The organism is Planosporangium flavigriseum (assembly GCF_011947225.1).
Taxonomy (GTDB): domain Bacteria; phylum Actinomycetota; class Actinomycetes; order Mycobacteriales; family Micromonosporaceae; genus Planosporangium; species Planosporangium flavigriseum.
The window spans coordinates 143,368-168,504 of the sequence record NZ_JAATVW010000011.1; the positions used below are offsets into that span (position 1 = coordinate 143,368).

The window sequence follows — 25,137 nt, forward strand, 5'->3', positions numbered from 1 at the left end:
TCCTCCGGAGGAACAACCTATGAGACTTCCCATCAGCAAGGGCGGGAGGCTGGCCGGCGTCTCGGTCGTCACCGCCGTAGCCCTCGCGCTCACCGGCTGCGGCGGCGCCAAGATCGGCGCCTCGGGCGACTCCGGATCGGGCTCTGGCAAGTGCGGCACCTTCAACATCGCCATCAACCCGTGGGTCGGGTACGAGGCGAACGCGGCGGTCCTCGCGTACGTCGCCGAGAAGGAGCTCGGCTGCAAGGTGACGAAGAAGGACCTCAAGGAGGAGGTCGCCTGGCAGGGCTTCGGCACCGGCGAGGTCGACGCGGTCGTGGAAAACTGGGGCCACGACGACCTCAAGAAGAAGTACATCGATGACCAGAAGACCGCGGTGTCCGCCGGGTCGACCAAGGTCGACGGGGTCATCGGCTGGTTCGTGCCGCCGTGGATGGCCAAGCAGTACCCGGACATCACCGACTGGAAGAACCTGAACAAGTACGCCGACCTGTTCAAGACGTCGGAGTCCGGCGGCAAGGGCCAGATCCTCGACGGCGACCCGTCGTTCGTCACCAACGACGAGGCCCTGGTCAAGAACCTCAACCTGAACTACAAGGTGGTGTACGCCGGCAGCGAGCCCGCCCTGATCCAGGCGTTCCGTCAGGCCGAGCAGAAGAAGACCCCGCTCATCGGATACTTCTACGACCCGCAGTGGTTCATGTCCGAGGTCAAGCTCGTCAAGGTGAACCTCCCGGCGTACACGCCCGGCTGCGACGCCGACGCGGAGAAGATCGCCTGCGACTACCCGGCCTACGACCTGGACAAGATCGTCAGCAAGAAGTTCGCCGACGCCAACGGCCCGGCGTACCAGCTGGTGAAGAACTTCCAGTGGACGAACGAGGACCAGAACACGGTCGCCAAGTACATCGCCCAGGACAAGATGTCCCCGGAGGCCGCGGCGAAGAAGTGGGTCGAGGCCAACCAGGACAAGGTGAAGGCCTGGCTGCCCAAGTAAGCACCTGATCCGACCGTCGCCGTCCGCCGTCCCACCCATGATCCGGTAAGAAACGGGGCGCTCTGACGCCCTGAACTCTTCAGGATCATGACGTGGGACGGCGGCAGCGCCGGCATAGGCGCTGAGGCGAGAGCGGATCCAGCCGAGCCCACGCGTTAGGTTCGTCCCGCTACCGCCTGGGGCGCCGTTGGCAGCAGGTACGGATCAGCAAGGACAGGGACTCGAACCCCGAACCCGCGGGTTAGGAGGTAGCGAGTCCATACGCGACGGCGAACCGGTGGCCGAGCGAGCCTGACGCGCCGCCGTCACGGGCCAGCACCGCTCCGGCCGCGACTCGGCCGGCCGCGACCGCCCCGCGCCCGATCGGCGTGCCCGGCGGCAGCACCTCGGCGAGGGTCGCCAGTATCTCTTCGTCGGCGGCCGGACCGCCGACCAGCAGCACCGGCCGTTCCCGTTCGGACGAAGGCAGCGCGCTCAACGCCCGGTGGACCGCGACGCCGAGGACCGCCGCCTTGGCCCGGCGGCGTACCCCGCGCCACTCCGCCGGTGACCAGACGGTCGGCAACGGTACGAGGCCGAGCGGTCCGGTCGCACACAGCCGCCCGACGGTGTCGCCGCCGGCCGGCCGGTCGAGAAAAATCCGGGTGCCGTCCTCGGTGGTCGCCACGTCGGGCCCCTCGACGCGCATGGCGGGTCCGCGCTTGGCGTACTCGGCGAGCGCCTTGGGTACCTTCAGCGCGGCCGCTACCACCGCGGTGAGCAGGTCCCCGGCGCCGGCGACCGTCGCGGCGCCGGTGACTCCGATGACGTCGACCGTACCGCCACCGAGGTCGATGACGAGCGCGCCGTCCGCGCCCGGGGTGGTGAGCGCGCCGGCCCGCGCCGCCGACGTCTCGGAGGTAACGAGGCGGGCGGGACGGTCGAGCAGCTTTTCGAGACACGCCACCGGGTCGACCAGGTCCTGCTCGCCCGCCAGGGTGGCCAGCACGAGTTCCGCGTCCGGCGAGCCCCGGCGAAGCTCACGCAGGACGGCCGCGACGTCGACGGCGGCCAGGTCCCCGACCGCGACGGGTCCGGTGCCGAGGTCGAGGGTGTACGGTCCGCCGTTCGTCGCCTGCGCGTCGGTCAGGTCGACCGGGCCGTCCCCGGCGTCGACCCACGGCCGGTGATCCTGGGAAGCGGCAACAGGCGGCAGCCCGTACGCCACCACGGCGTTCGAGGCGCCGTCGAGGCTGGCGGCCACGGCCGCGAGATATCCCGATGAGTCCGCCCCCAGCCCCAGCGAAGCCGCCATCGCGAACGCGTCCGTCACCTTCTGCAGCGCGCGGCCCGGCGGGCGCACCTCCATGGCCAGCAACCGAGCCGCAGCGGCCGAAGCAGCCGGTACCCCGTCGACGACCGGCAGCGACTGGCGCAGACGAGAACCGATCAGGACCGCCTCGTCCGACTCGACACAGACGCCGATGACGGCAAGGCCCGCCGACACCAGCCGGTTGATCCGGGCCGCCGCCTCCCGGAATCCCACCGACGCCGGCACCACGATCACCTGCGGGCCGTCACCCAGTTGCGCGTCCCGCAAGACCGGCCAGGGCGTACCACACCCGAAGCCCTCGCCGCTCGCCGTCGTGGCGCCCCGGCGCAGGACCCGCAGCGGTCCGGTGTGGACGGTCGGCGCGGGTACCCGCACGGTCGACGTACGCACCGGCCGGAGCGCGGCCACGTGCACCGCCTCGACGTCGACCCGAGCCCGGGACGCGGTACGGGCCACCAACGCAGCCGCCGCCGTGATCGACGAAGGCGACCCCTTGGCGCCCCGGGTGGGGGCGCGGTCGGCAGCTACGACGCCGCCGTCACTGGAGACCAGCACCACCTCGGTGGTGGCATTGCCGATGTCGAGGCCCGCGATCACCCTAGTAACGCGATCACCCTAGTAATCCGCGCGTGGCGTACCAGCTCGCGGCTTCGCGTACGAACGCCGCGGTGCGCGGCGCACCCTGCTCGTCGAGTCGGCGCGCAAGGGCCTCCAGCTCGTCGGCGGTGGAGCGGCCGGGTCGCAGCGCCTCGTACGCGGCGAGCACGTCGGCGTCGGGCAGCCGGGCCAGTTCGGCGGCGCGGCCCAGCGCGGAGGCCAGCTGCGGGTTGCCGTGATTCGCCGCGACCGCAGCCTGCGCGCGCAGGGCCGAGGGGTGGATGCGGACGTCATCGGGGCCGAGCGATCCCGCGCGCAGCGCCTCGACGGTGACCTCGTCGAGCGGCCGTCCGGAGTACCCCCGTACCTGCTCAGTCATCCATGACCTCCAACGAAAGCTCCTCCGGTGCCGAGCCAATATCGCAGCATTCCCGTTCCAGCGCCACGAATGAAACCACACGGGTGTGGTACCTCGCCGTGATGGCGTCCTCCGAGTACGGGTTGAGCACCGGCTCCGGCGTGGCGCCCTTGGCGTGCCGGGCGGCGTTGACGGCCATCAGACGGTACATCTCGCGGGTGACGTGCGGCGCGACCGAGTACAGCTCCAGGTTGGCCAGCGGCGTGAGGTCGCGGCGGTGGATGAGCGCGGTCCCCTTGCCTTGCAGGCCGATCGACACACCGGAGCCGGAGAGCTGGGCGGCGGCCAGACCGATCTGCCCTAAGTCGATAGAGGACTGTACGCGGACGATCCGACCACGGCAGCCCTCCTCTTCAAGACCGGCCAGCAGTTCGTCGAGGACGTCGAGCACGTCGAGGCCCGAGAGCGTACGCCAGACGCTGCGGCCGAGCGCTGGGGAGACGCCGATGACGACCTCCCGCGGGTCGTTCGAAACAGCGGCGGCACCCAAACAAGACAGCCCCGGCCGGGCATAGGCGGCCTGCTCGGCGCGCAGGTCGGCGACCGACCGCTCCTGGCGGACAGCCGCGATCTCCGCGAGCCGTTCCGGACCCGGGACATAGCCCGTGCCCGGCCCGGCGTAGTCGTTGGGGTCGGTGACGGCGGACAGGCACCTCATCGACTCGTCGAAGATGGCGGCGGGTTGGAGGTAGTCGCCGGCGACCCGGGCGCGCAGCATGCCGAGGACCCGTTCGGCTTCCACGGAGAAGCCGCACTCGTCGAGGGCGGCGACGATGTCGAGGCCGGTCAGCCCGCTCTCGCCGATCATGCGGGCCGCCTGGAGCACCCGTAGCGGGTCGGGCTCGGGCAGGTCCCGGCTGCCGGCCGCGTGGACCACCGCCTCGACGTGTTCGTCGTCGAAGTCGGCCAGGCCGAGGTGGGCGTACACGGCGCGGACGGCCTCGGCGGCGCGTCTCCGTACGGCCAGAATGTACTCTTCGGTCGGTTGGCGCAGCGCGCCGTCGACGCCCCAGTCGCGCTGGAGCACCAGGTAGTCGTCGAGGTCCTCGGCGTTGAGGTTGGACGGGCCGAACATGTTGTCGTAGCGCGGGATGCTGCCGAAGCCGGAGACGATGAAGTCGGAGCCGGCGAGGAACGTCGGCAGCGTCCGGGCCGTGCGGCGCATGTCGGACTCTGACATCAGGCTGTCGTTGCCGGAGCACGATTCCAGGCCGCGCAGCATCACCATGAGGTTCTCGTAGTGCAGCTCGAGGACCCCGCCGGGGACGCTCGCGGTGAGCGCGGCGGTGTCGATGCCGCCGTTCTGCACGCCCTGCGCGCCGCAGGCCCGGGCGAGGGACACGCAGCGCGATTCGAGGTACAGCATCGAGCGCCCTTCGGCGCCGCCCATCAGCGCCTCGGAGCCGGCGCCGGACGACAGCCGCATCTTGACGCCACGGGAGGCGTACGCCGCGACGAGGAACGCCTTGGACCACGGGGTGTCGTCGCCGTCGACGAAGACCTGCTCGGTGCCGTACACGGAGACGGTCTCGGCGTAGGAGACCAGGCCGCGTACGCCGAGTTGGAGTTCGAGGGCCTCCTCGACCGAGCACTGGGTCAGCGCGCCGGCCGCGGCGACCTGGGAGCCGATGAGGACCGCCACCGCGTTGCTCGGGGCGTCGCCGAAGACCGGCACGGTGGTCTCGAGTTCGCGGAACCCGTACGCGACGGCGGTGGCCGCGTCGGCGGCGAGCAGCAGCGGGTCGTCGAGCCGGTTGGTGACGTGGGCCTGGTTGGACGGAGTGCGGCGCACGCGCATCTTCGCCAGGGCGATGGTGATCTCGTACGGCCGGATCTGCCGGACCACCGCGGCGAGCTTGGCCGGCGTCATGCCCGCGACGAGGCGGGTGATCTCGGCTCTCGGCACGGACGGGTCCACGATCATGCGGGCGACGGTGACGTCGTCGGTCGCCATCGCCTCCTCGGCGACGGTCAGGTCGAGGCCGTGTTCGGCGATGAACGCGTCGACGACGTCGAAGTCCTCGCGGCGCCGCCCGTCGAGTTCGACGACTACCCCGTCGGAGATGACGAGGCTGGGAAGCGGGTCCGCCGGCGACCAGAGCGCCGCCAGGCCGAGGGACGGGTCTTGTGCGGCCAGCCCGTCGAGGTTGACCGCCCGCCCGTCGAGCATCCGCAGCCGGCCCCAGCCGGTCATCGCCGCTTCCACACTGCTGCCGCAGCCCGCAGCCGGGCGTGGATCCCCCCGTACGGCTCGACGCCGGGCAGGTGCGCCTTGGCCACCTTGGCCACACAGGTGTAGTCGTTGTCGACGACGTTGGCGATCGGCGCGAGCGAGGTCTGCGAGACGAGCTGGTACGCGTCGAGAATGGACAGTTGCAGCTCGGCGGCTACCCAGCCGACCATGTCGGCCTGGCTGATGCGGAACGCGTCCTCGAGCGGGCGGGCCGAGCCGGTCGACATGACGTACTCGTCGGTCTCGAGCCGTGGCCACGGCGTCGGCACGCCCTTGATGAGGTCGATCAGGACGACGGTGTCCATGGCGGTCTCGACGGCGACGCCGCAGGTCTCGCCCTCGCCCTGCCGGGCGTGGCCGTCGCCGAAGCTGAACAGGGCGCCCTCGACGTTGACGCCGAGGTAGCAGGTCGCGCCGGCGCGCATCTCCGGGGTGTCCATGTTGCCGCCCCATGAGCCGGGGGTGAGCGACGAGCGCGCCTCGCCCAGCGGCGGCGCCACCCCGACGGTGCCGTGCATCGGGTCGAGCGGCAGTTCGACGACCAGGTCGCTGTCGCGGGCTTCGTACCGCACGACCCCGGCCGCCCGGTCGATGCCGTAGATCCAGGTGCGTTCGCCCAGCGCGGCCTGGAGCGTGGCCGTACGCGGGGTCGAGGTGAGCGCGCCGAAGAACGGGACGGTGGTCGACACGCCCCACGACTCGCGTGGGGTGATGGAGACGAAGTGCACGACGAGCGTGTCCCCGGGCTCGGCGCCCTCGACGTAGAACGGCCCGGTCTGCGGGTTGAGGTAGCGGGGGTCGGTGACCTGGGTGGGCAGGTCGTCGACCGTACGCACCGCGCCGTTGAAGCAGTCGCGGGTCCAGGTCGACAGGAAGGTGCCCGGGGCGATCTGGGCCACCGGTTCCGCCCCGCCGAACGTGTAGACGAGCTGGCTCGCCGGGGCGTCGGGGTCGGGCGCGTACTCGAAAAACGAAGCCACTGGTCGCTTCCTCCGGTCAGGGGGTGTGGTGGGTGGCCGGGGCCCCGGCCACCCACCCCACGGTTTCAGTCACGCTCGTGAGTGTCCTCCAGGACGATGCGCCCGATGGTCTCGTACCGGCGCGGGTTGCGGGCCCGGAAGTACAGCGCCAGCGCGATACCGGCGGCGAAGACTGCCACGACGAGGTACGGCGTGAGCTTGAACAGCAGGGTCTTCGCCGCGGCGCCGGCGGCGAAGTCCTTGTTCACCCACAGCAGGTAGACCACGTAGAGCATGCCGAGGCCACCGATGAGCGGCGCCACCAGGGTGCGGAACCAGTTCGCCGTCTCGGGGTGGTTCTTGCCGACGTGGAAGTACCCGATGACCCCGAACGCGCACAGCGCCTGGACGATCAGGATCGCCATGGTGCCGAGGATGGCCAGCAGGGCGTACAGGTCGCCGTACGGGTCCTTGTTGAAGGCCAGGAAGCCGAGCACCAGCACGGTCGCCAGGCCGGTCTGCACGAACGAGGCGACGTGCGGGGAGCCGTGCTTGCCGTGGGTACGGCCGATCGTGCGCCGGAACCCGGGCAGCAGGTCCTCGCGGCCGAGGGCGTAGATGTAGCGGGCGGCGCAGTTGTGGAACGCCATGCCGCAGGCGAACGAGCCGGTCATCAGCAGGACGCTGAACAGGTCGACGGCCCACGATCCGACGAGTTCCTTGGTCGGGCCGAAGAAGATGTCGCCGGCGGTCGCGGTGTCCTGCCCCAGCTTGATCGCGTTGGCCGGGCCGGTGCCGGCGATGGCCATCCAGGAGACGAACACGTAGAACAGGCCGATGCCGACGACGGAGAGCATCGTCGCCCGCGGGATGACCCGCTTCGGGTCGCGGGACTCCTCGCCGTACATGGCGGTCGACTCGAAGCCGACCCACGACCAGAACGCGAAGAACAGGCCGATGCCCGCGGTCGCGCCGGCCACTCCGGTCGCCGACTTGAACGCGTTGAGCGGGTTGATGGACTCCACCGCCAGGCCCTCCGGGCCGCCGCCGTGGAACAGCACCGCGAGCGCCATCAGCGCGAGCATCAGGATCTCGGTGAGCAGGAAGAAGCCGAGCACCTTGGCAGTGAGGTTGATGTCGTAGTAGGCGAGCACGGCGTTGAGCGCCAGCATGACCAGCGCGAAGACGATCCACGGCACCTTGGTGTCGGTGTACCGCTGCACCGTCGACTGGGCGAAGAAGCTGAAGATGCCGACGAGCGACGCCTCGAACACGATGTAGGCCATCGTGATGAGCGCGCCGGCGCCCATGCCGACGACCCGGCCCAGGCCGTGCGAGATGTAGCCGTAGAACGCGCCGGTGGCGGTGATGTGCTTGGCCATGGCGGAGTAGCCGAGCGCGAACAGGCTCAGCACGATCGTCGCCACGAGGTAGCCGGCGGGCGCGTACGAGCCGTTGCCGAAGCCGACCGCGATCGGCACGTTGCCGACCATGGCGGTGATCGGGGCGGCTGTCGCCACCGCCATGAAGATGACGCCGATGATGCCGACGGCGTTCTTCTTTAATCGCTGGACCTCGCCGGCACCGGAGGCCCCGGTCCCGACGCTGCCAATCATCTCGTTGGTGCTCACCTGTTCCCCTCTCGGTCACGACAGACCAGCGGAGCGTTGGATCCGCAGCGCTGTGACCGCGGCCACAGCATGGTGCAGGGATCGTGACACCAATGGTCTGGTTACACAAGGGGCTGGTCAGCCCAGAAATGGTTCGTGGCAGACCATTGACTGTTTTGGTCTGCCCGGTTCATTCTTGGTCCAGCCGACGCCCGATCCCGGGACGGCGCCAGCCCTCGGAGGTGGTGGGTGCACGACTACGGTGCGTTCTCCTACGCGTCCAAGGACGAGATGATCGGCAAGTCCAAGGAGTTCTGGAACCCGGACAAGACCCAGTTCTGGCAGGACTCCGGCGTCGACCTCGTCATCGACCGGCGCGAGGGCTACTACCTGTGGGACATGCACGGCCGGCGGCTGATCGACGTCCACCTCAACGGCGGCACGTACAACCTCGGCCACCGCAACCCCGAAGTTGTTGCCGCCGTGACCGCGGCCATGGGCCACTTCGACATCGGCAACCACCACTTCCCGTCGCTCGCCCGTACCGCCCTCGCCGAAGCCCTCATCAAGAGCGCACCCGCCGGACTGACCAAAGTGGCCTACGGGTCAGGCGGCGGCGAGGCCATCGACATCGCGCTCAAGACCGCGCGGCACACCACGCAGAAGCGGAAGATCGTCTCGATCGTCAAGGCGTACCACGGCCACACCGGCCTCGCCGTCGGCGCGGGCGACCAGCGCTTCTCCGAACTGTTCCTCTCCGACCGGCCGGAGGAGTTCCCGCAGGTGCCGTTCAACGACCTCGACGCGATGGAGCAGGCGCTCCGCGGTCGGGACGTCGCCGCGGTCATCATGGAGACCATCCCGGCCACGTACGGCTTCCCGCTTCCCGAGCCGGGCTACCTGGAGGCCGTCAAGGCGCTCTGCGAGCGGTACGACGCCCTGTACATCGCCGACGAGGTGCAGACCGGTCTGATGCGTACCGGCGAGATGTGGGGCATCACCAAGCACGGCATCTCCCCCGACATCCTCGTCACCGGCAAGGGCATCTCCGGGGGCATCTACCCGATCAGCGCCGTCCTGATGAGCGAGCGCGCCGCGGGGTGGCTGCGCGAGGACGGCTTCGGCCACATGTCCACGTTCGGCGGCGCCGAACTGGGCTGCATCGCCGCGCTCAAGACGCTCGAGATCTGCGGCCGGCCCGAGGTCCGCACGATGGTCCACTACATCTCGGACCTGATGCAGTCGGGGCTCGCCGACATCCAGCGCGACTACCCCGACTGGTTCACCGGCGTGCGCGCCAACGGCGTCGTCATGGGCCTGGAGTTCAACCACCCGCAGGGCGCCAAGTACGTCATGAAGCACCTGTACGAGACCGGGGTCTGGGCCATCTTCTCCACGCTCGACCCGACGGTCCTGCAGTTCAAGCCCGGCATCCTGCTCACCCCGGCGCTGGCCGAGGAAATCCTGGACCGCACGGAGGTCGCTATCGGCAAGGCCTGCGCCGAGGTGCGCGGCCGCGGACGGAGGGTGCGCTAGATGCCGCAGCCGTTGGAATACCTCGCCGAGCCGGCCGGGGTCCCCCGCGCCCGCCAGATGCTCCAGCAGGCGCAGTGGGCCGCCCGCGCGTTCGCCGGGTACGACCGCGCGAGCGTGCTGCGCATCGCCGAGGCGGTCGCCGACGCCGCAGCCGCCAAGGCCCGGCACTACGCCGAGTGGGCCGTCCGGGAGACCGGCTTCGGCGTCGTCGAACACAAGGTCGTCAAGAACGAGGCGTGCTCGCGCGGCATCTTCCAGACGTACCGCGACACCGACCTGGTCACCCCGCGCGTCGACGCTTCGCGGAAGTTGGTCTCCGTGCCGCGGCCGGCGGGGGTGGTCCTCGCGCTGACGCCGTCGACCAACCCGGTGGCGACGGTCTACTTCAAGACGATGCTGGCGCTGCTGACCCGCAACGCCGTCGTCATCAGCCCGCACCCGATGGCGAAGGAGTGCTGCGCCGACGCGGCCCGCATGATGGCCGCCGCCGCCGTCGCCGCCGGCGCGCCGGAGGGCGTCATCCAGGTCGTCGACGAGCCGTCCGTCCCGCTCATCAACGCGCTGATGACCGACGAGCGCACCTCGGTCATCGTCGCGACCGGCGGCACCCCGGTCGTGCGCTCGGCGTACTCCTCCGGCAACCCGGCCATCGGCGTCGGCCCCGGCAACGTGCCGGTCCTGGTCGACGCGAGCGCCGACCTCGCCGCCGCGGCCAAGCGGATCGTGGCGTCGAAGGCGTTCGACAACTCCGTGCTCTGCACCAACGAGAGCGTCCTCATCGTCGAGGAGTCGGTCGCCGACCGGCTGCTCGCCGCGATGAAGCGTGAGGGGGCGCTGCTCCTCGACTCCGACGGCGCGCGGCGGCTGCGGGAGTACATGTTCGGAAACGGCCACCTCAACACCGAGGTCGTCGGCAAGCCGGCGGCCTGGATCGCCGACCGGGCCGGGGTACGGGCGGGCGCGAAGACGACCGTGCTGCTGGCGCCGTTCGATCTCGTCGTACCCGAGGAGCCACTCGCCCACGAGAAGCTCTCGCCGGTCCTCGGCGTCGTCCGGGTACCCAGCGCCGCCCGCGGCATCGACGCCGCCCGGGCGGTGGTCCGCATCGCCGGCGCCGGCCACTCGGCCGCGATCCACTCCAGCGACCCGGCCACGATCATGGCGTACGCGGCGAGCGTCCCCGTCCTGCGGGTGTCGGTCAACGTCGGCAACTCCACCGGAAGCTCCGGCCTGGAGACCAACCTCGCGCCGACCATGACGGTCGGTACCGGGTTCGTCGGACGCAGCTCGCTCGGCGCCAACCTCGAGCCGAAGAACCTCGTGAACTGGACGCAGATCGCCTACAACGCCGACCCGCGCGAGGTGATGCCGAGCTTCACCGGCATCGTGCCGTGGGCCGCGCCGCGCGGCCCGGTCCCGCCGTACCCGGTCGCCAGCAACGCGGCCGGCGTTCTTAAGGCCCCGCCTGCGACGCTCCAGCCGGCCGCCAGCGACCTCGCTGGGACGGCCACCGCCGACGAACTGCGCGAGCACGTGCGCCGGCTGATCGTCGAAGAGCTCTCCCACTTCGTCAAGAACTAAGAGGACCGACACCGTGGCCGAACTCCGCTCGTTCATCTTCATCGACCGGCTGCAGCCGCAGACCATGTGCTATCTCGGCACGTGGATCCGCGGCACGCTGCCACGCTCGAGCATGGCCTCGCAGATCATCGAGATCGCGCCCGGCCTCGACATCGAGCCGCTGACCGACGTCGCGGTCAAGCACGCGGAGGTCGGCGCCGGCATCCTCGTGGTGGAGCGCCAGTTCGGCTACCTGGAGATCCACGGCCGTACCGACGAGGTCAAGGCGGCCAGCGCCGCCGTCCTCGACGCGCTGGGCGCCGTCGCCACCGACGCGATGCGGCCGAAGATCCTGGCCAGCACCATCATCTCCAGCATCGACCAGCAGCACGCCTTCCTGATCAACCGCAACAAGATGGGCTCGATGGCGCTGCCCGGAGAAACGCTGTTCGTCATGGAGATGCAGCCCGCCTCGTACGCGATCCTCGCGACCAACGAGGCCGAGAAGGCGGCGAACATCAAGGTCGTCGACTACCGGATGATCGGCGCCACCGGGCGGGTGTACCTCACCGGCAAGGAGGCCGACGTACGGCAGGCGGCGGAGGCGGCCGAGACGGCACTGCAGGAGCTGTCATGACCACCGACCCCCTCGCCGGCGACCTGCTGCGGGCCCTGGTCCGCGAGGTGCTGACCGACATCGTGCGGGAGTCACTGCCCGCGGCGAGTCCGGCTGGCTACGAAGCGCCGCCGGCCGACGCGGCCCCGTCCGCCATCATGCCCACGGCGCGCGGCGGCTACGCCCCGGTCGCCGGTGCACCGGTCCAGAGTGCGCGCGTGGAGGACGTCGTCCTCCGTACCGATGAAGATCTTCAGGGTTTCGCGCTCCGGCTGCTCGGGCTCTTCGAGAACCCGAAGGCCCGCGAAGATGTCCGCAGTGGACGGTTGCGGTTCCGGCTGGCCGGAACGGCCGTCGCCCCGGGGGCCGCGGCGCCGGCCGGGGCCGTCCAGCGGATCGAGAAGGGCGCGGTGACCGAGCGGCACATCAAGGCGGCCGCCGCCGCGGGCGCCCGCCTCGCGCTCGGGCGCGGCGCCGTGCTCACGCCGCTCGCCCGCGAAAAGGCCCGGGCCCTCGGGGTCCACGTCGAGAAGGAGCGGTAGATGCTGCACGCCGTCGTGACCGGCAACGTCTGGGCCACCAAGCGCGTCGAGGGACTGCCCCACGGCGCCTTCCTCGAAGTGCAGATCGAGGGTACGGACTCCCGGCTGATCGCCTTCGACGTCCTGGGCAGCGGGGTCGGTGAGCGGGTGCTCATCGCCACCGGATCGGTCGCCGCCGCCTGGTTCCCCGGCAAGCCGCCGCCCATCGACGCGCTGATCATCGGCGCCATCGACGACCCGGCGAGCGCCGGCTAGTCCCCTGTCCACTCCCGTCCCACGACAGAAAGAGGAAGACCAATGGCCCAGATGGCGATCGGCATGATCGAAACCAAGGGTTACGTGGCCGCGCTCGCGGCGGCCGACGCGATGGTCAAGGCCGCCAACGTCACCATCGTCGACCGCCAGGAGGTCGGCGATGGCCTCGTCGCGGTGGTCATCACCGGTGACGTCGGCGCCGTGAAGGCCGCCTCGGAGGCCGGCGCGGAGACCGCGTCGCAGGTCGGCGAGCTGGTCTCGGTCCACGTGATCCCGCGCCCGCACAGCGAGCTCGGCCGGCACTTCAATGTCTCAGGGGACTGACGGTACCGAACTGCGGGTCTACCTGCTGATCAAGGATCTGCAGCCGCAGTTCGCCGCGTACCTGGGCACGCCGACACGGGCGCGGGGCTACCCGCCGTTCGTCGGCAACCACGCTCTCATCGTCGAGGTGGCGCCCGCGCTCGCCATCGAGCGGGTCATCGACCTGGCCCTCAAGTCGGTACCCACCGTGGAGCCGGGGATCCTCTTCGTCGAGCGGCAGTTCGGCGTGCTGGAGGTGCACGGCCCCGACCTCGACGACGTCGTGGCCGCCGGGGAGGCGATCCTCGCCGGCATCGGTCGCAGCGCCATCGACCAGTTGCGCCCGCGCATCCTGTACAGCGATGTCATCGAGAACATCACCGACCAGCACGCCGTCATCGTGAACCGCAACCGGCAGGCCTCGATGGTCATGCCGGGCGAGACGCTGCTGGTGTACGAGATGACGCCGGCCCTGTTCGCGGCGGTCGCCGCCAACGAGGCCGAGCGGGTCGCGCCGGAACTGACGCTGGTCGACGTACAGATGATCGGCGCCGCCGGGCGGATCTACCTCGCGGGCGACCTCGACGCCGTGAACCGGGCGCGCGCCGAGATCACCCGAGTCCTGGAAGGCGTTGAGGGCCGCACGCATTGAGGAGGTGACACCGGTGGAGTCCCCACAGGCGCAGTACGAGGCGTTCGCACAGGTGGCGCTGCCCGAGTACGGGTTCTCCCCCGACGCGCGGGTACGGCTGCTCAACCTGTCGGAGAACGGCACCTTCCTGGTGCAGGAGGCCGACCGGCGGGCGGTCCTGCGCGTGCACCGCGACGGCTACCACTCCCGGCAGGCCATCGAGTCGGAGCTGAACTGGCTCGAGGCGCTGCGCAGCGAGGCCGGGGTACGCACGCCGGAGACGCTGCGCGCGGTCGACGGCCGCCGCGTCGTCGACCTGCGGGTCGGCGACCGGTACCGCCACGGCGTGCTGTTCGAGTGGCTGCCCGGCGTCGAACCGCCCACCGACGACCTGGTCACCCAGTTCGAGGTGCTGGGCGGCATCACGGCCCGCATGCACCTGCACACCCGCTCCTGGCGGCGGCCGGCCGACTTCACCCGGTTCTCCTGGGACGACGAGACGACGCTCGGGGCCACCCCGCACTGGGGCCGCTGGCAGGACGGCATGGCCATCGGCGCGGCGGAGCAGCGGATCCTGTCCGCAGCGGCCGACCTGGTCCTGCGGCGGCTGGCGGCGTTCGGCAAGGGCCCGGACCGCTTCGGCCTGGTACACGCCGACATGCGGCTGGCCAACCTGCTGCTCGACGGTGACCAGGTCTACGTCATCGACTTCGACGACTGCGGTTTCAGCTGGTACCTCTACGACCTGGCCACCGCCGTGTCCTTCATCGAGGACGACCCGCGCGTTCCGGAGTGGACGGACGCCTGGGTGCGGGGCTACCGCCGGGTGTGCGACCTGAGCAGCGCCGACGAGCAGGAGATCGGCACGTTCATCATGCTGCGCCGGCTCCTGCTGGTGGCGTGGATCGGCTCGCACAGCACGACCGATCTCGCACAGGAGATGGGCGCGGAGTTCACCCGCGTCTCCTGTGACCTGGCGGAGCAGTACCTGTCCACCACCCCCCACCCGTAAGGATTGAGGTTCGCATGCTCACCTCCCTCGAAGGGCGCTCGGTCATCGTGACCGGCGGCAGCAAGGGCATCGGCAAGGGCATCGCCCGGGTCTTCGCCCGCGTCGGCGCCCGCGTGGTCATCACCGGACGCGACGAGAACGCGCTGCGTACGGCCGCCGACGAGCTGGGCGCCGGGGTCACCTGGGTCAGCGGCGACATCGCCGACCCGGCCGGCTGCCGCGCCATGGCCGAAGCCGTCGTCGAGCGCAACGGCGGCATCGACGTGCTCTGCGCCAACGCCGGGGTGTTCCCGTCGGCCGCCCTCGACACCATGACCCCCGACGACCTCGAACACGTGCTCGGCACCAACCTCAAGGGCACCTTCTACACCGTCCAGGCGTGCCTGCCGGCGCTGGAGCGCTCCGGGCGCGGGCGGATCGTCGTCACCTCCTCCATCACCGGCCCGATCACCGGGTACCCGGGGTGGAGCCACTACGCCGCGAGCAAGGCCGGCCAGCTGGGCTTCGTCCGTACGGCCGCCATCGAGCTGGCCGGCAAGGGCATCACGGTGAACGCGGTGCTGCCCGGCAACATCGCCACCGAAGGCCTCGACGGGATGGGCGAGGACTACCAGCGCTCGATGGCGGCGTCGATCCCGCTCAAGCGGCTCGGCAAGGTCGAGGACATCGGGTACGCCGCGCTGTACTTCGCCAGCGACGAAGCCGGTTACGTCACCGGCCAGACGATCGTCATCGACGGGGGCCAGGTGCTGCCGGAGACGCTCGAGGCTCTGTAACGGAAGCCGCACTGTTCCAGGAGTGGCTGTATCGGCCACGACGCGCTACGGCAGACTTTGGTCAGGAGACAATCGGACCGGGTACGAGGAGGAGAAGTCGCGATCATGACGGAGTCGTCGCTGGCGGGCAGCCCGGTCGCCGAGGAGGTCAGGCGCAAGATCCTGGCCGAGATCAGCTCCGGTGCGCTTGCCCCCGGGCAGCGGCTCACCAGTGAACGCGAACTCGCGCGGCAACTCGGGGTGAGCCGCGCCACCCTCCGCCACGCGCTCGGGTCCCTGGTGCAGGCGGGCATCCTGCGCCGGGTGGCGGGCCGGTCCGGGGGCACCTTCGTGGCGCACGCCAAGGTGGAGCGCGACCTCACCCACGTGGACGGGCTGCCGGCGTACCTACAGCGCCAGGGCTTCTCGGCCGGCTCCCGAGTACTCGCGACGGCCCTGGTGCAGGCGGACGACGCGACCCGCACCGCCCTGGCGCTGCCCGAGGACGCCCTCGTCCACGACATCGTCCGCGTACGGCTGGCCGACGGCAGCCCGATCTCACTGGACCACGCACGCTTCCCGGTCGATCTCTTCCCCGACCTGCTCGAGCAGCCGTTGGGCGGTTCGCTGTACGAACTGCTCGACCAGGTCTACGACGTGCGCCCGGCCGTGTCCGACGAGCTGATCGAGGTGGTGGCGGCCACCCCGCGGGAAGCTCAGGTGCTCGACGTCGCCCGCGACGCCCCGCTGCTGTCCGTCACCCGGGTGACCCGGGACTCCAACGGCCGGCGGTTCGAGTTCTCACACGACCTCTTCCGGGCCGACCGGACCCGCATCTCGGTGAGCTCCGCCGGGCGCGGCCTGCGTGCGAACGCCAGTACCGACGGCAACGTGGTCGAGCTACGCGCCTGCGGCTAGGCGGTGGCCATGATCCGCTGGCTGATGTTGTGGCAGACGTGGTGCATCCGGCCGATGCTCTCCGTGTACATCACCAGGTTGTTCTGCAGCGCCTGGGTGCACGCGGTCTTGCCCGTCAGCACCGCCTTGTCGACCAGTGCCTGGTAGCTGCCGACGCCGAAGTGGGCCAGCTTCAACGCGGTGCCGAACGTGTACATGGTCGCCGTCATGTCCGACGGTTCCAGGCTGAGAAAGCGCTGGTAGTCCGCGTGGATCCCGTCGACCACCAGCGCCGCGACCGATCTCGGCCGGCTGCCGATCGAGTGGAAGCACAGGTCCAGGTTCTTCATCCGCCGCTGGCACTCCTCGTGTTCGAAGCGCATGACCCGCTGCAGGTTGTCGTCCCGAAGCTGGTCGATCATGTCCGCCGTCAGCACGGCGGTCTCCCGCTCCTCGTCGTGCATACCGGACAGCTCGTAGACGAACAGGTCCTCCATGCGCACGACTGCCATCGGGTCCTCCCGATCACCGCGGACTGCTCGCCGGACGCGACTCGGACTACCCGCGCTGGGACCGCCTAGTCAGCGGGACACCACTCGCCCGAGGGCCGGGCCGCGGATCGGTCGGCAGCCCCCACGGCCCGAATCGCCGGATCTTGGAAGATTTGGCACCAATATTGATGCCAAATCTTCCAAGATCGCAGAGGAGTCGGCGGGCGAGCCCGCCAGACACCAACGGGTTCCGCCGGGTGATCGCCCCTTGACAGGCGCGAACAGCCAGCGCAGGCTAGTTGCGAATCGCGCGTGCTGTTGCGCATGCCGAGACACTCAAACCCAGAGACGGAAGGACGCCGATGGCCGGACCCGGTAGCGATCTGCCCGACCACCCGGACTGGCTCTGGCGCAACCCCGAACCGAAGCGTAGCTACGACGTCATCGTCATCGGCGCCGGCGGGCACGGCCTGGCCACCGCCTACTACCTGGCGAAAAACCACGGCATCACCAACGTCGCGGTGCTCGAACGCGGCTGGCTCGCCGGCGGCAACATGGCGCGCAACACGACGATCATCCGGTCGAACTACCTGTGGGACGAGAGCGCCGGCATCTACGAGCACGCCCTCAAGCTGTGGGAAGGACTCGAGGAAGACCTCGACTACCCGATCCTGTTCAGCCAGCGCGGCGTGGTCAACCTGGCGCACAGCCTCCAGGACGTACGCGACAGCGTGCGCCGCGTCGAGGCCAACCGGCTCAACGGCGTCGACGCCGAGTGGCTCGACCCGCAGCAGGTCAAAGAGGTCTGCCCGATCGTCAACGTCTCCCCCGACGTGCGCTACCCGGTGCTCGGCGGCACGTACCAGCCCCGGGCCGGCATCGCCAAGCACGACTACGTCGCCTGGGGCTTCGCCCGCGCCGCGGACGCGCTGGGCGTCGACCTCATCCAGCACTGTGAAGTCACCGGCCTCGACATCGCAGGAGGCCGGATCACCGGGGTGCAGACCACGCGCGGGCGCATCGCCGCCGGCAAGGTGGCGATGGCTGCCGCCGGCCACTCGTCCGTCGTGGCCCGGATGGCCGGCATCGACCTGCCCGTGCAGAGCCACCCGCTGCAGGCGCTCGTCTCCGAACTCCTCGAACCCGTACACCCGACGGTTGTCATGTCGAACGCCGTGCACGTCTACGTCAGCCAGGCCCACAAGGGCGAACTGGTGATGGGCGCCGGCATCGACAGCTACAACGGGTACGGGCAGCGCGGCGCGTTCCACATCATCGAGCGGCAGATGTCGGCGGCGCTCGAACTGTTCCCGGCCTTCGCCCGCGCCCACGTGCTGCGTACCTGGGGCGGCATCGTCGACGTGACCCCGGACGCCTCCCCGATCGTCGGGCTGACCCCGGTTGACGAGCTGTACGTCAACTGCGGCTGGGGTACCGGCGGCTTCAAGGCGACCCCCGGCGTCGGCTGGTGCTACGCGCACACCATCGCCCACGGCGAGCCGCACCCGCTCAACGCCCCGTTCAGCCTGGACCGCTTCACCACCGGCGCGCTCGTCGACGAGCACGGCGCGGCCGCGGTCGCGCACTGAGCAGATAGACCGAGCAGATTAGGAGCAAGCACGCCATGATGCTCATCCCCTGCCCGTGGTGCGGTCCCCGCGAGGAGGCCGAGTTCCACTACGGCGGCCAGGCCCACGTCTCCTACCCGGCCGACCCCGCCGCGCTGTCGGACGCCGACTGGGCGCGGTACCTGTTCTTCCGGGACAACCCCAAGGGCCCGTTCGCGGAGCGGTGGAACCACAGCGCGAGCTGCCGGCGGTGGTTCAACGTCATCCGCGACACCGTGACCAACGAGATCCTGGCCGTGTACCCGGCCGGTCAGCCGAAGCCGGTGATCGCATGAGTCAGGAATTCAGGACCACGAGCGGTGGGCGGATCGACCGCGACCAGGCGGTCCGGTTCCGCTTCGGCGGGCGCGACTACGAGGGGTACGCGGGCGACACGCTCGCCTCCGCGCTGCTGGCCAACGGCGTGATCCAGACGTCGACGAGCATCAAGCTGGGCCGTCCGCGCGGCATCTTCGCGGCCGGCGTCGAGGAGCCCAACGCGCTCGTCCAGGTCGAGGAGCCGTTCCCGGAGCCGATGCTGACGGCGACCACCGTCGAACTCTACGACGGGCTGGTCGCCCGCGGCCTGCCCGGCCAGGGCCGGTTGGCGAACGAGCCGGACCCGGCCCGTTACGACGCGATGCACGCGCACTGCGACGTCCTCGTGGTCGGCGCCGGCCCGGCCGGCCTCGCCGCCGCGTCGGTCGCCGCGGCCTCCGGCGCCCGGGTCGTGCTCGTCGACGACCAGCCCGAGCCGGGCGGGAGCCTGCTCGGCACCAGGGAGACCGGGGCCCTGGACTGGGCCGCGTCGGTCGCCGCCGACCTGCGGGCCAACCCCGAGGTACGCCTGCTGACGCGGACCACCGCGTTCGGGTACTACGACGACAACTACGTCATCGCGGTGGAGCGGCGCACCAACCACCTCGGTGCCGCCGCGCCCGCGCACCTGTCGCGGGAACGCATCTGGCGCATCCGGGCGCGCCACGTCGTGCTGGCCACCGGCGCGCACGAGCGGTCCCTGGCGTTCGACGGCAACGACCTGCCCGGCGTGATGCTCGCCGGGGCAGCGCGGACCTACGTCAACCGGTACGGGGTCCGGCCCGGCCGGCGCGCGGTCGTGTTCACCACGAACGACAGCGCGTACGCGGCGGCAGCGGACCTCCTCGACGCCGGGGTCGAGATCGCGGCGATCGTCGACGCCCGACCGGACGCCAATCCGCAGTGGCGCGGGGTCGAGGTGCTCGCCGGGCACACGATCGCCCGCGCCCGGGGCGAGGACCGGGTCGCGGCCGTGGTCCTGGACGATGGCCGCGAGTTCGCGGCGGACCTGCTGCTGGTGTCCGCCGGTTGGAACCCGGCCGGCGCCCTGTACAGCCAGGTCGGCGGCCGCCTGCGCTTCGACGCCGACCTCGGCGCGTTCCGGCCGGACGGCTGCCGGCAGGCGGTCGAGGTGGCCGGCGCCGCCAACGGCACGTACCCCGTCGTCGGGTGTCTGGCCGAGGGCACGGCGGCAGGCCAAAAAGCCGCCGAGGCCACCGGCTTCACCGCCGGACAGGTCCGCCCCCTGCCAACCATCGACGAGCGGCCCGCCACGCCGCCCGTACACCTGTGGGCGCTGCCGGGTGACGAGGCGACCCAGTTCGTGGACCTGCAGCGCGACGTGACCGTCGCCGACATCCGCCGCGCCACCGGCGCCGGGATGCGATCGGTGGAGCACGTCAAGCGGTACACCACCGCCGGGACCGCGCACGACCAGGGCAAGACGTCCGGCACACTCACCAGCGGTGTCGTGGCGCACCTGCTCGGCGTGGACGTCGGCGACCTCGGCACGACCACGTTCCGGCCGCCGTACGCGCCGGTCAGCTTCGCCGCCCTCGCCGGCCGGGACCGCGGCGCGCTGCACGACCCCGTACGCGTGACCGCCCTGCACTCGTGGCACGAGGCGCACGGCGCCCTGTTCGAGAACGTCGGCCAGTGGAAGCGGCCCTGGTACTACCCGCAAGCCGGCGAGGACCTGCACGCCGCCGTGCGGCGCGAGTGCCGGGCGGTCCGCGAGGGCGTGGGCATGATGGACGCCTCCACCCTCGGCAAGATCGACGTACAGGGGCCCGACGCGGCCGTCCTGCTCGACCGCCTGTACACGAACCTGATCAGCACGCTGAAGGTCGGCGCAATCCGGTACGGCGTGATGTGCCGCGCGGACGGCATGGTCTTCGACGACGGCACCGTGATCCGGCTGGCGTCCGACCGCTTCCTGGTCACCACCACGACCGGCAACGCCGCCGCGGTGCTCGACTGGATGGAGGACTTCCTCCAGACGGAGTGGCCGGACCTGCGGGTGCGCTGCACCTCGGTGACCGAGCAGTGGGCGACCGTGGCCCTGGTCGGGCCGCGTTCCCGGGAGGTGCTGGGCGCCCTCGCTCCCCACCTCCCCGTGGACAACGCGGACTTCCCGTTCATGACGTGGCGGGACACGTCGGTGGCGGGCCTCCCGGCCCGGGTGTGCCGGATCAGCTTCTCCGGTGAGCTGGCCTACGAGCTCAACGTGAGCTGGTGGGACGCGCTCGCGCTGTGGGAGGCCGTGTACGCGGCGGGCGAGCCCTTCGGCATCACCACGTACGGCACCGAGACGATGCACGTGCTCCGCGCCGAGAAGGGGTACCCGATCATCGGGCAGGACACCGACGGCACGGTCACGCCGCAGGACCTCGGCATGGACTGGGTGGTGTCGAAGAAGAAGCCCGACTTCGTCGGCAAGCGGTCGTTCGCCCGCGCGGAGAACGCCCGCCCCGACCGCAAGCACCTGGTCGGCCTGCTCCCCGACGACGGCGCGACGCTGCTGCCGGAGGGCGCGCACCTGGTGGAGATGGAGACTCTTCCCGAGCCGCCGGTGCCGATGCTGGGCCACGTCACGTCCAGCTACCACAGCGCGGCGCTGGGGCGCCCGTTCGCGCTCGCCCTCATCCGCGGCGGCCGGGACCGGATGGGCGAGCGCGTCTACGCGCCGCTCGGCGAGGCCCTGGTGCCGGTGACGATCACAAGCCCCGTGCTGTACGACCCGGAGGGGACCCGGCGAGATGGCTGAGCAGACTCTTCTTCGACAAAGCCCGTTGGCGTTCGCTGCGGATCGGCTCGCCGAGGTCACCCGCGCAACCGGCGGCGCCGTTTATATCGCAGAGCTCCCGTTCCTGACCCAGCTCAACCTGCGGCTCGACCCGAAGGGTCCGGCGGCCGAGGCTGGCGCCCTGGAGCTTGGCGTACCGCTGCCGACCGGGCCGGGCGCCGCCACGTCGGGCCCGGCCGGATCGGACGAGCTGACCGTGGTGTGGCTCGGCCCCGACGAGTGGCTCGTCATCGGTCCGCCCGGCACCGAGAGCGACCTGGCGGCCCGGCTGCGGTCGGCGATCGGCGACGAGCACGCCGCCGTCGTCGACGTCTCCGCCCAGCGGACCACCCTGGAACTGTCCGGCCCGCGGGCCCGCGACCTGCTGGCGTCCGGCTGCGCCCTCGACCTGCACCCCAGGGTGTTCGGCGAAGGCGCGAGCGCCCAGACGTTGCTGGCCCGCGCCCAGGTCATCCTCGTCGGACGCCGGGACGGGGCGTTCCGGGTACTGGTCCGGGCGTCTTTCGCGGCCTACCTGGTCGACTGGCTGATCGACGCGAGCGTGGAGTACCGCGTTACCCGATAGGGCGGGTCGTCAGAGCGACCAGCTCGCGTCCGCCACGTCGGTGATGAACATCTGGCCGGGCGCGTGGGAGATCGCGAAGGGAAGCTTCGCGGCGACCGCGGCGGCCTGCGGGGTTACCCCGCAGGCCCAGAAGACCGGGACGTCGCCGTCCTCGATGATCGGCTTGTCGCCGTAGTCGGGCCGCATCAGGTCGGCGATGCCGAGCCCGACCGGGTCACCGACGTGCACCGGCGCGCCGTGCATGGTCGGAAAGCGGCTGGTGACCTGCACCGCGGCGGCGACCTGGGCGGCGGGAATCGCCCGCATGGACACCACGAGCGGGCCCTCGATCCGGCCGGCCGGGCGGCAGGGCCGGTTGGTGCGGTACATGGGCACGTTGGCGCCGGCGGTGAGGTGACGCACCGGGACGCCCGCGTCGAGCAGTCCCTTCTCGAAGGTGAAGCTGCACCCCAGCAGGAACGCCACGAGGTCGCCCCGCCAGTACTCGCTGGCGTCGGTCGTCTCGGTGACGAGTTCGCCGTTCTCGTAGACGCGGTAGGCCGGGATGTCAGTGCGCAGATCAGCGCCTTCGGCCAGGCTGGTACGCGGGTCGCCGGGGTCGGTCACGTCGATCACCGGGCAGGCCTGTGCGTTGCGCTGGGTGAAGAGCAGCACGTCGTAGGCGTACTCGCGGGGCACCGCGATGAGGTTGGCCTGGGTCGCACCGGCGCACCAGCCGCTGGTGGGCGTGCTGAGCCCGGCCCGGAACGCAGCGCGGGCTGCGGCGGGCGTGAGAGCTGCCGGGTCGGCGGGAGTTCCGGTGATGGTCTGCACGAAAAGTCACCTCGTCCTCGGTTGGTGGATGGTACGGAAACGCAGTGTCTGGCCGGGGCGCAGTTGGGCCGCCCGGTCGACGTCGGCGTCGACGACGACCGCGATCACGGGGTAGCCCCCGGTGACCGGGTGATCGGACAGGAACAGGGTGGGCAGCCCGGTCGGCGGTACCTGGAGCGCGCCCCGCACCATTCCCTCGCTGGGGAGCTCGCCGCAGACGGCTCGGGCCAGCGCGGTGCCGCTCAGCCGCATGCCGACCCGGTTGCTGTCCGGGGTCACCGTCCAGGAGGTCCGCAGCAGCGCGTCGCGGGCCTCGGGGGTGAACCAGTCGTCCCGCGGTCCCAGGGTGACCTGGAGGGTCACCTCGTCGTGCGGTGGATCCGGTACCGGCGCGAAGTCGACGTTGGGGAAGGCCGGCGGCGGCGCGCCGACCGGAAGCAGGGAGCCCGCGGCGACGACGGCGGGGCCGAGCCCCGAGAGCACGTCGGTGGATCGGGAGCCGAGCACGGGTTCGACGTCGATGCCGCCGCGCACGGCGACGTAGGTCCGAAGGCCGGTGGCGGGGGTGCGCAGGCGCAGTACCTGACCGCGCCGCAGGGACAGCACGCTGTTGTGCCCGACCGGGCGTCCGTCCACCGTGGCGTCGCACCGTGCGCCGGTGAGCGCCAGGATGACCGCGCGGTGGGCACACAGGTGGAGCCCACCGAGGACCACTTCGAGCGCCGCCGCGTGCTCGGCGTTGCCGACGAGTCGGTTGGCCAGGCGTAACGAACGCCGGTCGGCCGCACCGCTCGCACCGACTCCCCAGGCGGCGTGGCCCGGCCGGCCGAGGTCCTGGATGGTGGTCAACGGGCCGGCGGACAGCACCTCGAGAACCGCCGTCGGACTCACCGGGCCGGCACCTCGACGAATCGCACCCGTACGCCGGGCGCCAGCAGCGCCGGTGGGTTTCGCTGGAGATCCCACATCCGCCGGTGGGTGCGGCCGAGCAGTTGCCAGCCGCCCGGCGACTCCCGGGGGTAGACGCCGCTGAACTCCCCGGCCAGGCCCACCGCACCGGTGGGTACGCGGGTGCGCGGGTTGGCCCGGCGGGGTACGTGCAGCCGGTCGTCCTCGCCGATGAGGTAGCCGAAGCCCGGGGCGAAGCCCGTGAACGCGACGGTCCACGTCTGGCCGGTGTGGGCCGCCACGACGCCGCGTTCGCCGAGCCCGGTCAGCCGGCCGACCTCGGACAGGTCCTCGCCGTCGTAGATCACCGGGATCTCGACGGTGCGGACGTCGCGCTGCCGTTCGCCCCGTGGCCGCAGGGCGGCGACCGCACGGGTCACGGCGTCGACGTCGACCTGCCGGGAGTCGACGCGCAGCAGCAGGGTACGGGCGGCGGGTACCAGGTCGACCACGCCGGGCGGTGGCTCGCTGGCCAGCTCGGCGTGCAGGGAGAGGACCGCGTCCAGGTCGTCGAGTTCGACCAGCACGGCGGAGTCGCCACACGGCAGGAACCGCATGCTCATCAGTGGTCGGCTCCGGGGGCGAAGGCCCGCAGCCGGACGCCGGCGGCGGTCAGCGCGTCGCGTACCGCCCGGGCCATCGCCACGGCGCCCTCGCTGTCGCCGTGCAGGCAGACCGATTCGGCGGCCAGGCGCACGGGGGTGCCGTCGATCGCGAGCACCTCGCCGTCGGTGACCATCCGCACCACCCGCCGCGCCACCTCGTCCGGGTCGTGCAGCACCGCGCCGGCCTCCCGCCGCGACACCAGCGTGCCCTCCCGCGTGTACGCCCGGTCCGCGAACGCCTCCCCGACCGTCGGCAGCCCCGCTTCGGTGGCGCTCTTCAGCAGCACCGAGCCGGGCAGGCCGAGCAGCGGCAGGCTGGCGTCGTACTCGCGCACCGCCTGGACGACGGCCGCCGCCTGCTCCTCGTGGTGCACCACGGTGTTGTAGAGGGCGCCGTGCGGCTTGACGTACGTGACCCGGGAACCGGCGACGCGGGCCAGGCCGTCCAGCGCGGCGATCTGGTAGAGCACGGCGTCGGTGAGCTCGCCGGGCTCCATGTCGATGAAGCGGCGGCCGAAGCCCAGCAGGTCGGGGTAGCCGACCTGGGCGCCGATCGCCACGCCGTTGCGGACCGCCTCCCGGCAGGCGGACCGAATCGTCGTGGGGTCCCCGGCGTGGAAGCCGCAGGCGATGTTGGCGCTGGTGACCACCGACAGGAGGGCGGCGTCGTCGCCGAGGCGCCACCGGCCGTAGGACTCGCCGAGGTCGCTGTTGAGGTCGATCGTGGGCTGTGACATCACGGCCGTCCGGT

At 71.2% G+C, this 25,137-nt stretch carries 25 protein-coding genes; 15 read left to right on the top strand and 10 right to left on the bottom strand.

Annotated features, from left to right (window positions below; all coding sequences use genetic code 11):
- Positions 1–19: 19 nt before the first annotated feature.
- Positions 20–997: an ABC transporter substrate-binding protein gene (locus HC028_RS16775; RefSeq protein WP_168078269.1), complete on the top strand. Its 978-nt coding sequence runs from the start codon at positions 20–22 to the stop codon at positions 995–997.
- Positions 998–1,238: 241 nt separating this feature from the next.
- Here HC028_RS16775 and HC028_RS16780 read toward each other — a convergent pair whose 3' ends face one another.
- The 5 genes from HC028_RS16780 to HC028_RS16800 all read right to left on the bottom strand — a co-directional run bounded on the left by HC028_RS16780 (position 1,239) and on the right by HC028_RS16800 (position 8,147).
- Positions 1,239–2,906, bottom strand: coding sequence for a diol dehydratase reactivase ATPase-like domain-containing protein (locus tag HC028_RS16780; RefSeq protein WP_168078270.1), 1,668 nt, complete (start codon positions 2,904–2,906; stop codon positions 1,239–1,241).
- Positions 2,907–2,919: 13 nt separating this feature from the next.
- Entirely contained in the window at positions 2,920–3,285 is a 366-nt protein-coding gene (locus HC028_RS16785) for a diol dehydratase small subunit (RefSeq protein WP_168078271.1), read from the bottom strand.
- A complete protein-coding gene (locus tag HC028_RS16790; RefSeq protein WP_168078272.1) occupies positions 3,278–5,518 on the bottom strand; it encodes a propanediol/glycerol family dehydratase large subunit in 2,241 nt (746 codons plus the stop codon). The genes HC028_RS16785 and HC028_RS16790 overlap by 8 nt, the downstream gene beginning before the upstream one ends.
- Positions 5,515–6,537 (bottom strand): acetamidase/formamidase family protein, encoded by a 1,023-nt coding sequence (locus tag HC028_RS16795; protein ID WP_168078273.1) that lies wholly within the window; start codon positions 6,535–6,537, stop codon positions 5,515–5,517. The genes HC028_RS16790 and HC028_RS16795 overlap by 4 nt, the downstream gene beginning before the upstream one ends.
- A gap of 65 nt (positions 6,538–6,602) precedes the next feature.
- Complete coding sequence (locus HC028_RS16800; RefSeq protein WP_203981438.1) at positions 6,603–8,147, bottom strand: APC family permease; 1,545 nt, start codon at positions 8,145–8,147, stop codon at positions 6,603–6,605.
- A gap of 228 nt (positions 8,148–8,375) precedes the next feature.
- Between HC028_RS16800 and HC028_RS16805 the strand changes: the two genes are divergently transcribed.
- The 10 genes from HC028_RS16805 to HC028_RS16850 all read left to right on the top strand — a co-directional run bounded on the left by HC028_RS16805 (position 8,376) and on the right by HC028_RS16850 (position 16,254).
- Positions 8,376–9,662, top strand: coding sequence for a class-III pyridoxal-phosphate-dependent aminotransferase (locus HC028_RS16805; RefSeq protein ID WP_168078274.1), 1,287 nt, complete (start codon positions 8,376–8,378; stop codon positions 9,660–9,662).
- Positions 9,663–11,243: an aldehyde dehydrogenase family protein gene (locus tag HC028_RS16810; protein WP_168078275.1), complete on the top strand. Its 1,581-nt coding sequence runs from the start codon at positions 9,663–9,665 to the stop codon at positions 11,241–11,243.
- A gap of 13 nt (positions 11,244–11,256) precedes the next feature.
- A complete protein-coding gene (locus tag HC028_RS16815; RefSeq protein WP_168078276.1) occupies positions 11,257–11,859 on the top strand; it encodes a BMC domain-containing protein in 603 nt (200 codons plus the stop codon).
- On the top strand, positions 11,856–12,380 hold the full coding sequence (locus HC028_RS16820; protein ID WP_168078277.1) for a hypothetical protein: 525 nt from the start codon (positions 11,856–11,858) through the stop codon (positions 12,378–12,380). Before HC028_RS16815 ends, HC028_RS16820 begins: the two co-directional genes overlap by 4 nt.
- A complete protein-coding gene (locus tag HC028_RS16825; RefSeq protein WP_168078278.1) occupies positions 12,381–12,635 on the top strand; it encodes a EutN/CcmL family microcompartment protein in 255 nt (84 codons plus the stop codon).
- A 42-nt stretch (positions 12,636–12,677) separates the two neighbouring features.
- On the top strand, positions 12,678–12,959 hold the full coding sequence (locus HC028_RS16830; RefSeq protein ID WP_168078279.1) for a BMC domain-containing protein: 282 nt from the start codon (positions 12,678–12,680) through the stop codon (positions 12,957–12,959).
- A complete protein-coding gene (locus HC028_RS16835; RefSeq protein WP_168078280.1) occupies positions 12,943–13,590 on the top strand; it encodes a microcompartment protein in 648 nt (215 codons plus the stop codon). The genes HC028_RS16830 and HC028_RS16835 overlap by 17 nt, the downstream gene beginning before the upstream one ends.
- Before the next feature lie 13 nt (positions 13,591–13,603).
- Positions 13,604–14,581 (top strand): phosphotransferase enzyme family protein, encoded by a 978-nt coding sequence (locus tag HC028_RS16840; protein ID WP_168078281.1) that lies wholly within the window; start codon positions 13,604–13,606, stop codon positions 14,579–14,581.
- 14 nt (positions 14,582–14,595) lie between these two features.
- Positions 14,596–15,357 (top strand): 3-oxoacyl-ACP reductase FabG, encoded by a 762-nt coding sequence (gene fabG / locus HC028_RS16845; protein ID WP_168078282.1) that lies wholly within the window; start codon positions 14,596–14,598, stop codon positions 15,355–15,357.
- A gap of 105 nt (positions 15,358–15,462) precedes the next feature.
- Complete coding sequence (locus HC028_RS16850) at positions 15,463–16,254, top strand: GntR family transcriptional regulator (RefSeq protein WP_168078283.1); 792 nt, start codon at positions 15,463–15,465, stop codon at positions 16,252–16,254.
- On the opposite strand, the gene HC028_RS16855 is transcribed toward HC028_RS16850, so the two are convergent.
- Complete coding sequence (locus HC028_RS16855; RefSeq protein ID WP_168078284.1) at positions 16,251–16,745, bottom strand: DUF892 family protein; 495 nt, start codon at positions 16,743–16,745, stop codon at positions 16,251–16,253. The two genes, HC028_RS16850 and HC028_RS16855, sit on opposite strands and share 4 nt — an antisense overlap.
- Before the next feature lie 341 nt (positions 16,746–17,086).
- Here HC028_RS16855 and HC028_RS16860 point away from each other — a divergent pair, with 341 nt between their 5' ends.
- The 4 genes from HC028_RS16860 to HC028_RS16875 are packed head-to-tail and all read left to right on the top strand — an operon-like array spanning position 17,087 to position 22,020.
- Positions 17,087–18,313 (top strand): sarcosine oxidase subunit beta family protein, encoded by a 1,227-nt coding sequence (locus tag HC028_RS16860; RefSeq protein WP_168078285.1) that lies wholly within the window; start codon positions 17,087–17,089, stop codon positions 18,311–18,313.
- A 35-nt stretch (positions 18,314–18,348) separates the two neighbouring features.
- Complete coding sequence (locus HC028_RS16865; RefSeq protein ID WP_168078286.1) at positions 18,349–18,627, top strand: sarcosine oxidase subunit delta; 279 nt, start codon at positions 18,349–18,351, stop codon at positions 18,625–18,627.
- Entirely contained in the window at positions 18,624–21,416 is a 2,793-nt protein-coding gene (locus HC028_RS27670) for a 2Fe-2S iron-sulfur cluster-binding protein (RefSeq protein ID WP_239075590.1), read from the top strand. The genes HC028_RS16865 and HC028_RS27670 overlap by 4 nt, the downstream gene beginning before the upstream one ends.
- Positions 21,409–22,020 carry a sarcosine oxidase subunit gamma gene (locus HC028_RS16875; RefSeq protein ID WP_168078287.1) on the top strand — a complete coding sequence of 204 codons (612 nt, stop codon included), beginning with the start codon at positions 21,409–21,411 and terminating at the stop codon, positions 22,018–22,020. The genes HC028_RS27670 and HC028_RS16875 overlap by 8 nt, the downstream gene beginning before the upstream one ends.
- A gap of 9 nt (positions 22,021–22,029) precedes the next feature.
- Here the strand turns inward: HC028_RS16875 and HC028_RS16880 are convergent, their stop codons facing one another.
- From HC028_RS16880 to HC028_RS16895, 4 genes are read right to left on the bottom strand one after another with little or no spacing between them, the layout of a single operon-like run.
- The gene (locus HC028_RS16880) at positions 22,030–22,833 is read right to left on the bottom strand and encodes a putative hydro-lyase (RefSeq protein WP_239075589.1); all 804 of its coding nucleotides are present in this window, start codon (positions 22,831–22,833) and stop codon (positions 22,030–22,032) included.
- A 6-nt stretch (positions 22,834–22,839) separates the two neighbouring features.
- A complete protein-coding gene (locus HC028_RS16885; protein ID WP_373313974.1) occupies positions 22,840–23,799 on the bottom strand; it encodes a 5-oxoprolinase subunit C family protein in 960 nt (319 codons plus the stop codon).
- Positions 23,721–24,344, bottom strand: coding sequence for a 5-oxoprolinase subunit PxpB (pxpB, locus tag HC028_RS16890; protein ID WP_239075588.1), 624 nt, complete (start codon positions 24,342–24,344; stop codon positions 23,721–23,723). Before pxpB ends, HC028_RS16885 begins: the two co-directional genes overlap by 79 nt.
- Positions 24,344–25,108, bottom strand: coding sequence for a LamB/YcsF family protein (locus HC028_RS16895; RefSeq protein ID WP_203981445.1), 765 nt, complete (start codon positions 25,106–25,108; stop codon positions 24,344–24,346). The genes pxpB and HC028_RS16895 overlap by 1 nt, the downstream gene beginning before the upstream one ends.
- Positions 25,109–25,137: the final 29 nt, after the last annotated feature.

Coding starts and splice junctions, on each gene's coding strand:
- HC028_RS16775 (WP_168078269.1), top strand. CDS start 20: ATGAGACTTCCCATCAGCAAGGGCGGGAGGCTGGCCGGCGTCTCGGTC.
- HC028_RS16785 (WP_168078271.1), bottom strand. CDS start 3,285: ATGACTGAGCAGGTACGGGGGTACTCCGGACGGCCGCTCGACGAGGTC.
- HC028_RS16790 (WP_168078272.1), bottom strand. CDS start 5,518: ATGACCGGCTGGGGCCGGCTGCGGATGCTCGACGGGCGGGCGGTCAAC.
- HC028_RS16810 (WP_168078275.1), top strand. CDS start 9,663: ATGCCGCAGCCGTTGGAATACCTCGCCGAGCCGGCCGGGGTCCCCCGC.
- HC028_RS16820 (WP_168078277.1), top strand. CDS start 11,856: ATGACCACCGACCCCCTCGCCGGCGACCTGCTGCGGGCCCTGGTCCGC.
- HC028_RS16825 (WP_168078278.1), top strand. CDS start 12,381: ATGCTGCACGCCGTCGTGACCGGCAACGTCTGGGCCACCAAGCGCGTC.
- HC028_RS16830 (WP_168078279.1), top strand. CDS start 12,678: ATGGCCCAGATGGCGATCGGCATGATCGAAACCAAGGGTTACGTGGCC.
- HC028_RS16835 (WP_168078280.1), top strand. CDS start 12,943: ATGTCTCAGGGGACTGACGGTACCGAACTGCGGGTCTACCTGCTGATC.
- fabG (WP_168078282.1), top strand. CDS start 14,596: ATGCTCACCTCCCTCGAAGGGCGCTCGGTCATCGTGACCGGCGGCAGC.
- HC028_RS16850 (WP_168078283.1), top strand. CDS start 15,463: ATGACGGAGTCGTCGCTGGCGGGCAGCCCGGTCGCCGAGGAGGTCAGG.
- HC028_RS16855 (WP_168078284.1), bottom strand. CDS start 16,745: ATGGCAGTCGTGCGCATGGAGGACCTGTTCGTCTACGAGCTGTCCGGT.
- HC028_RS16860 (WP_168078285.1), top strand. CDS start 17,087: ATGGCCGGACCCGGTAGCGATCTGCCCGACCACCCGGACTGGCTCTGG.
- HC028_RS16865 (WP_168078286.1), top strand. CDS start 18,349: ATGATGCTCATCCCCTGCCCGTGGTGCGGTCCCCGCGAGGAGGCCGAG.
- HC028_RS27670 (WP_239075590.1), top strand. CDS start 18,624: ATGAGTCAGGAATTCAGGACCACGAGCGGTGGGCGGATCGACCGCGAC.
- HC028_RS16875 (WP_168078287.1), top strand. CDS start 21,409: ATGGCTGAGCAGACTCTTCTTCGACAAAGCCCGTTGGCGTTCGCTGCG.
- pxpB (WP_239075588.1), bottom strand. CDS start 24,344: ATGAGCATGCGGTTCCTGCCGTGTGGCGACTCCGCCGTGCTGGTCGAA.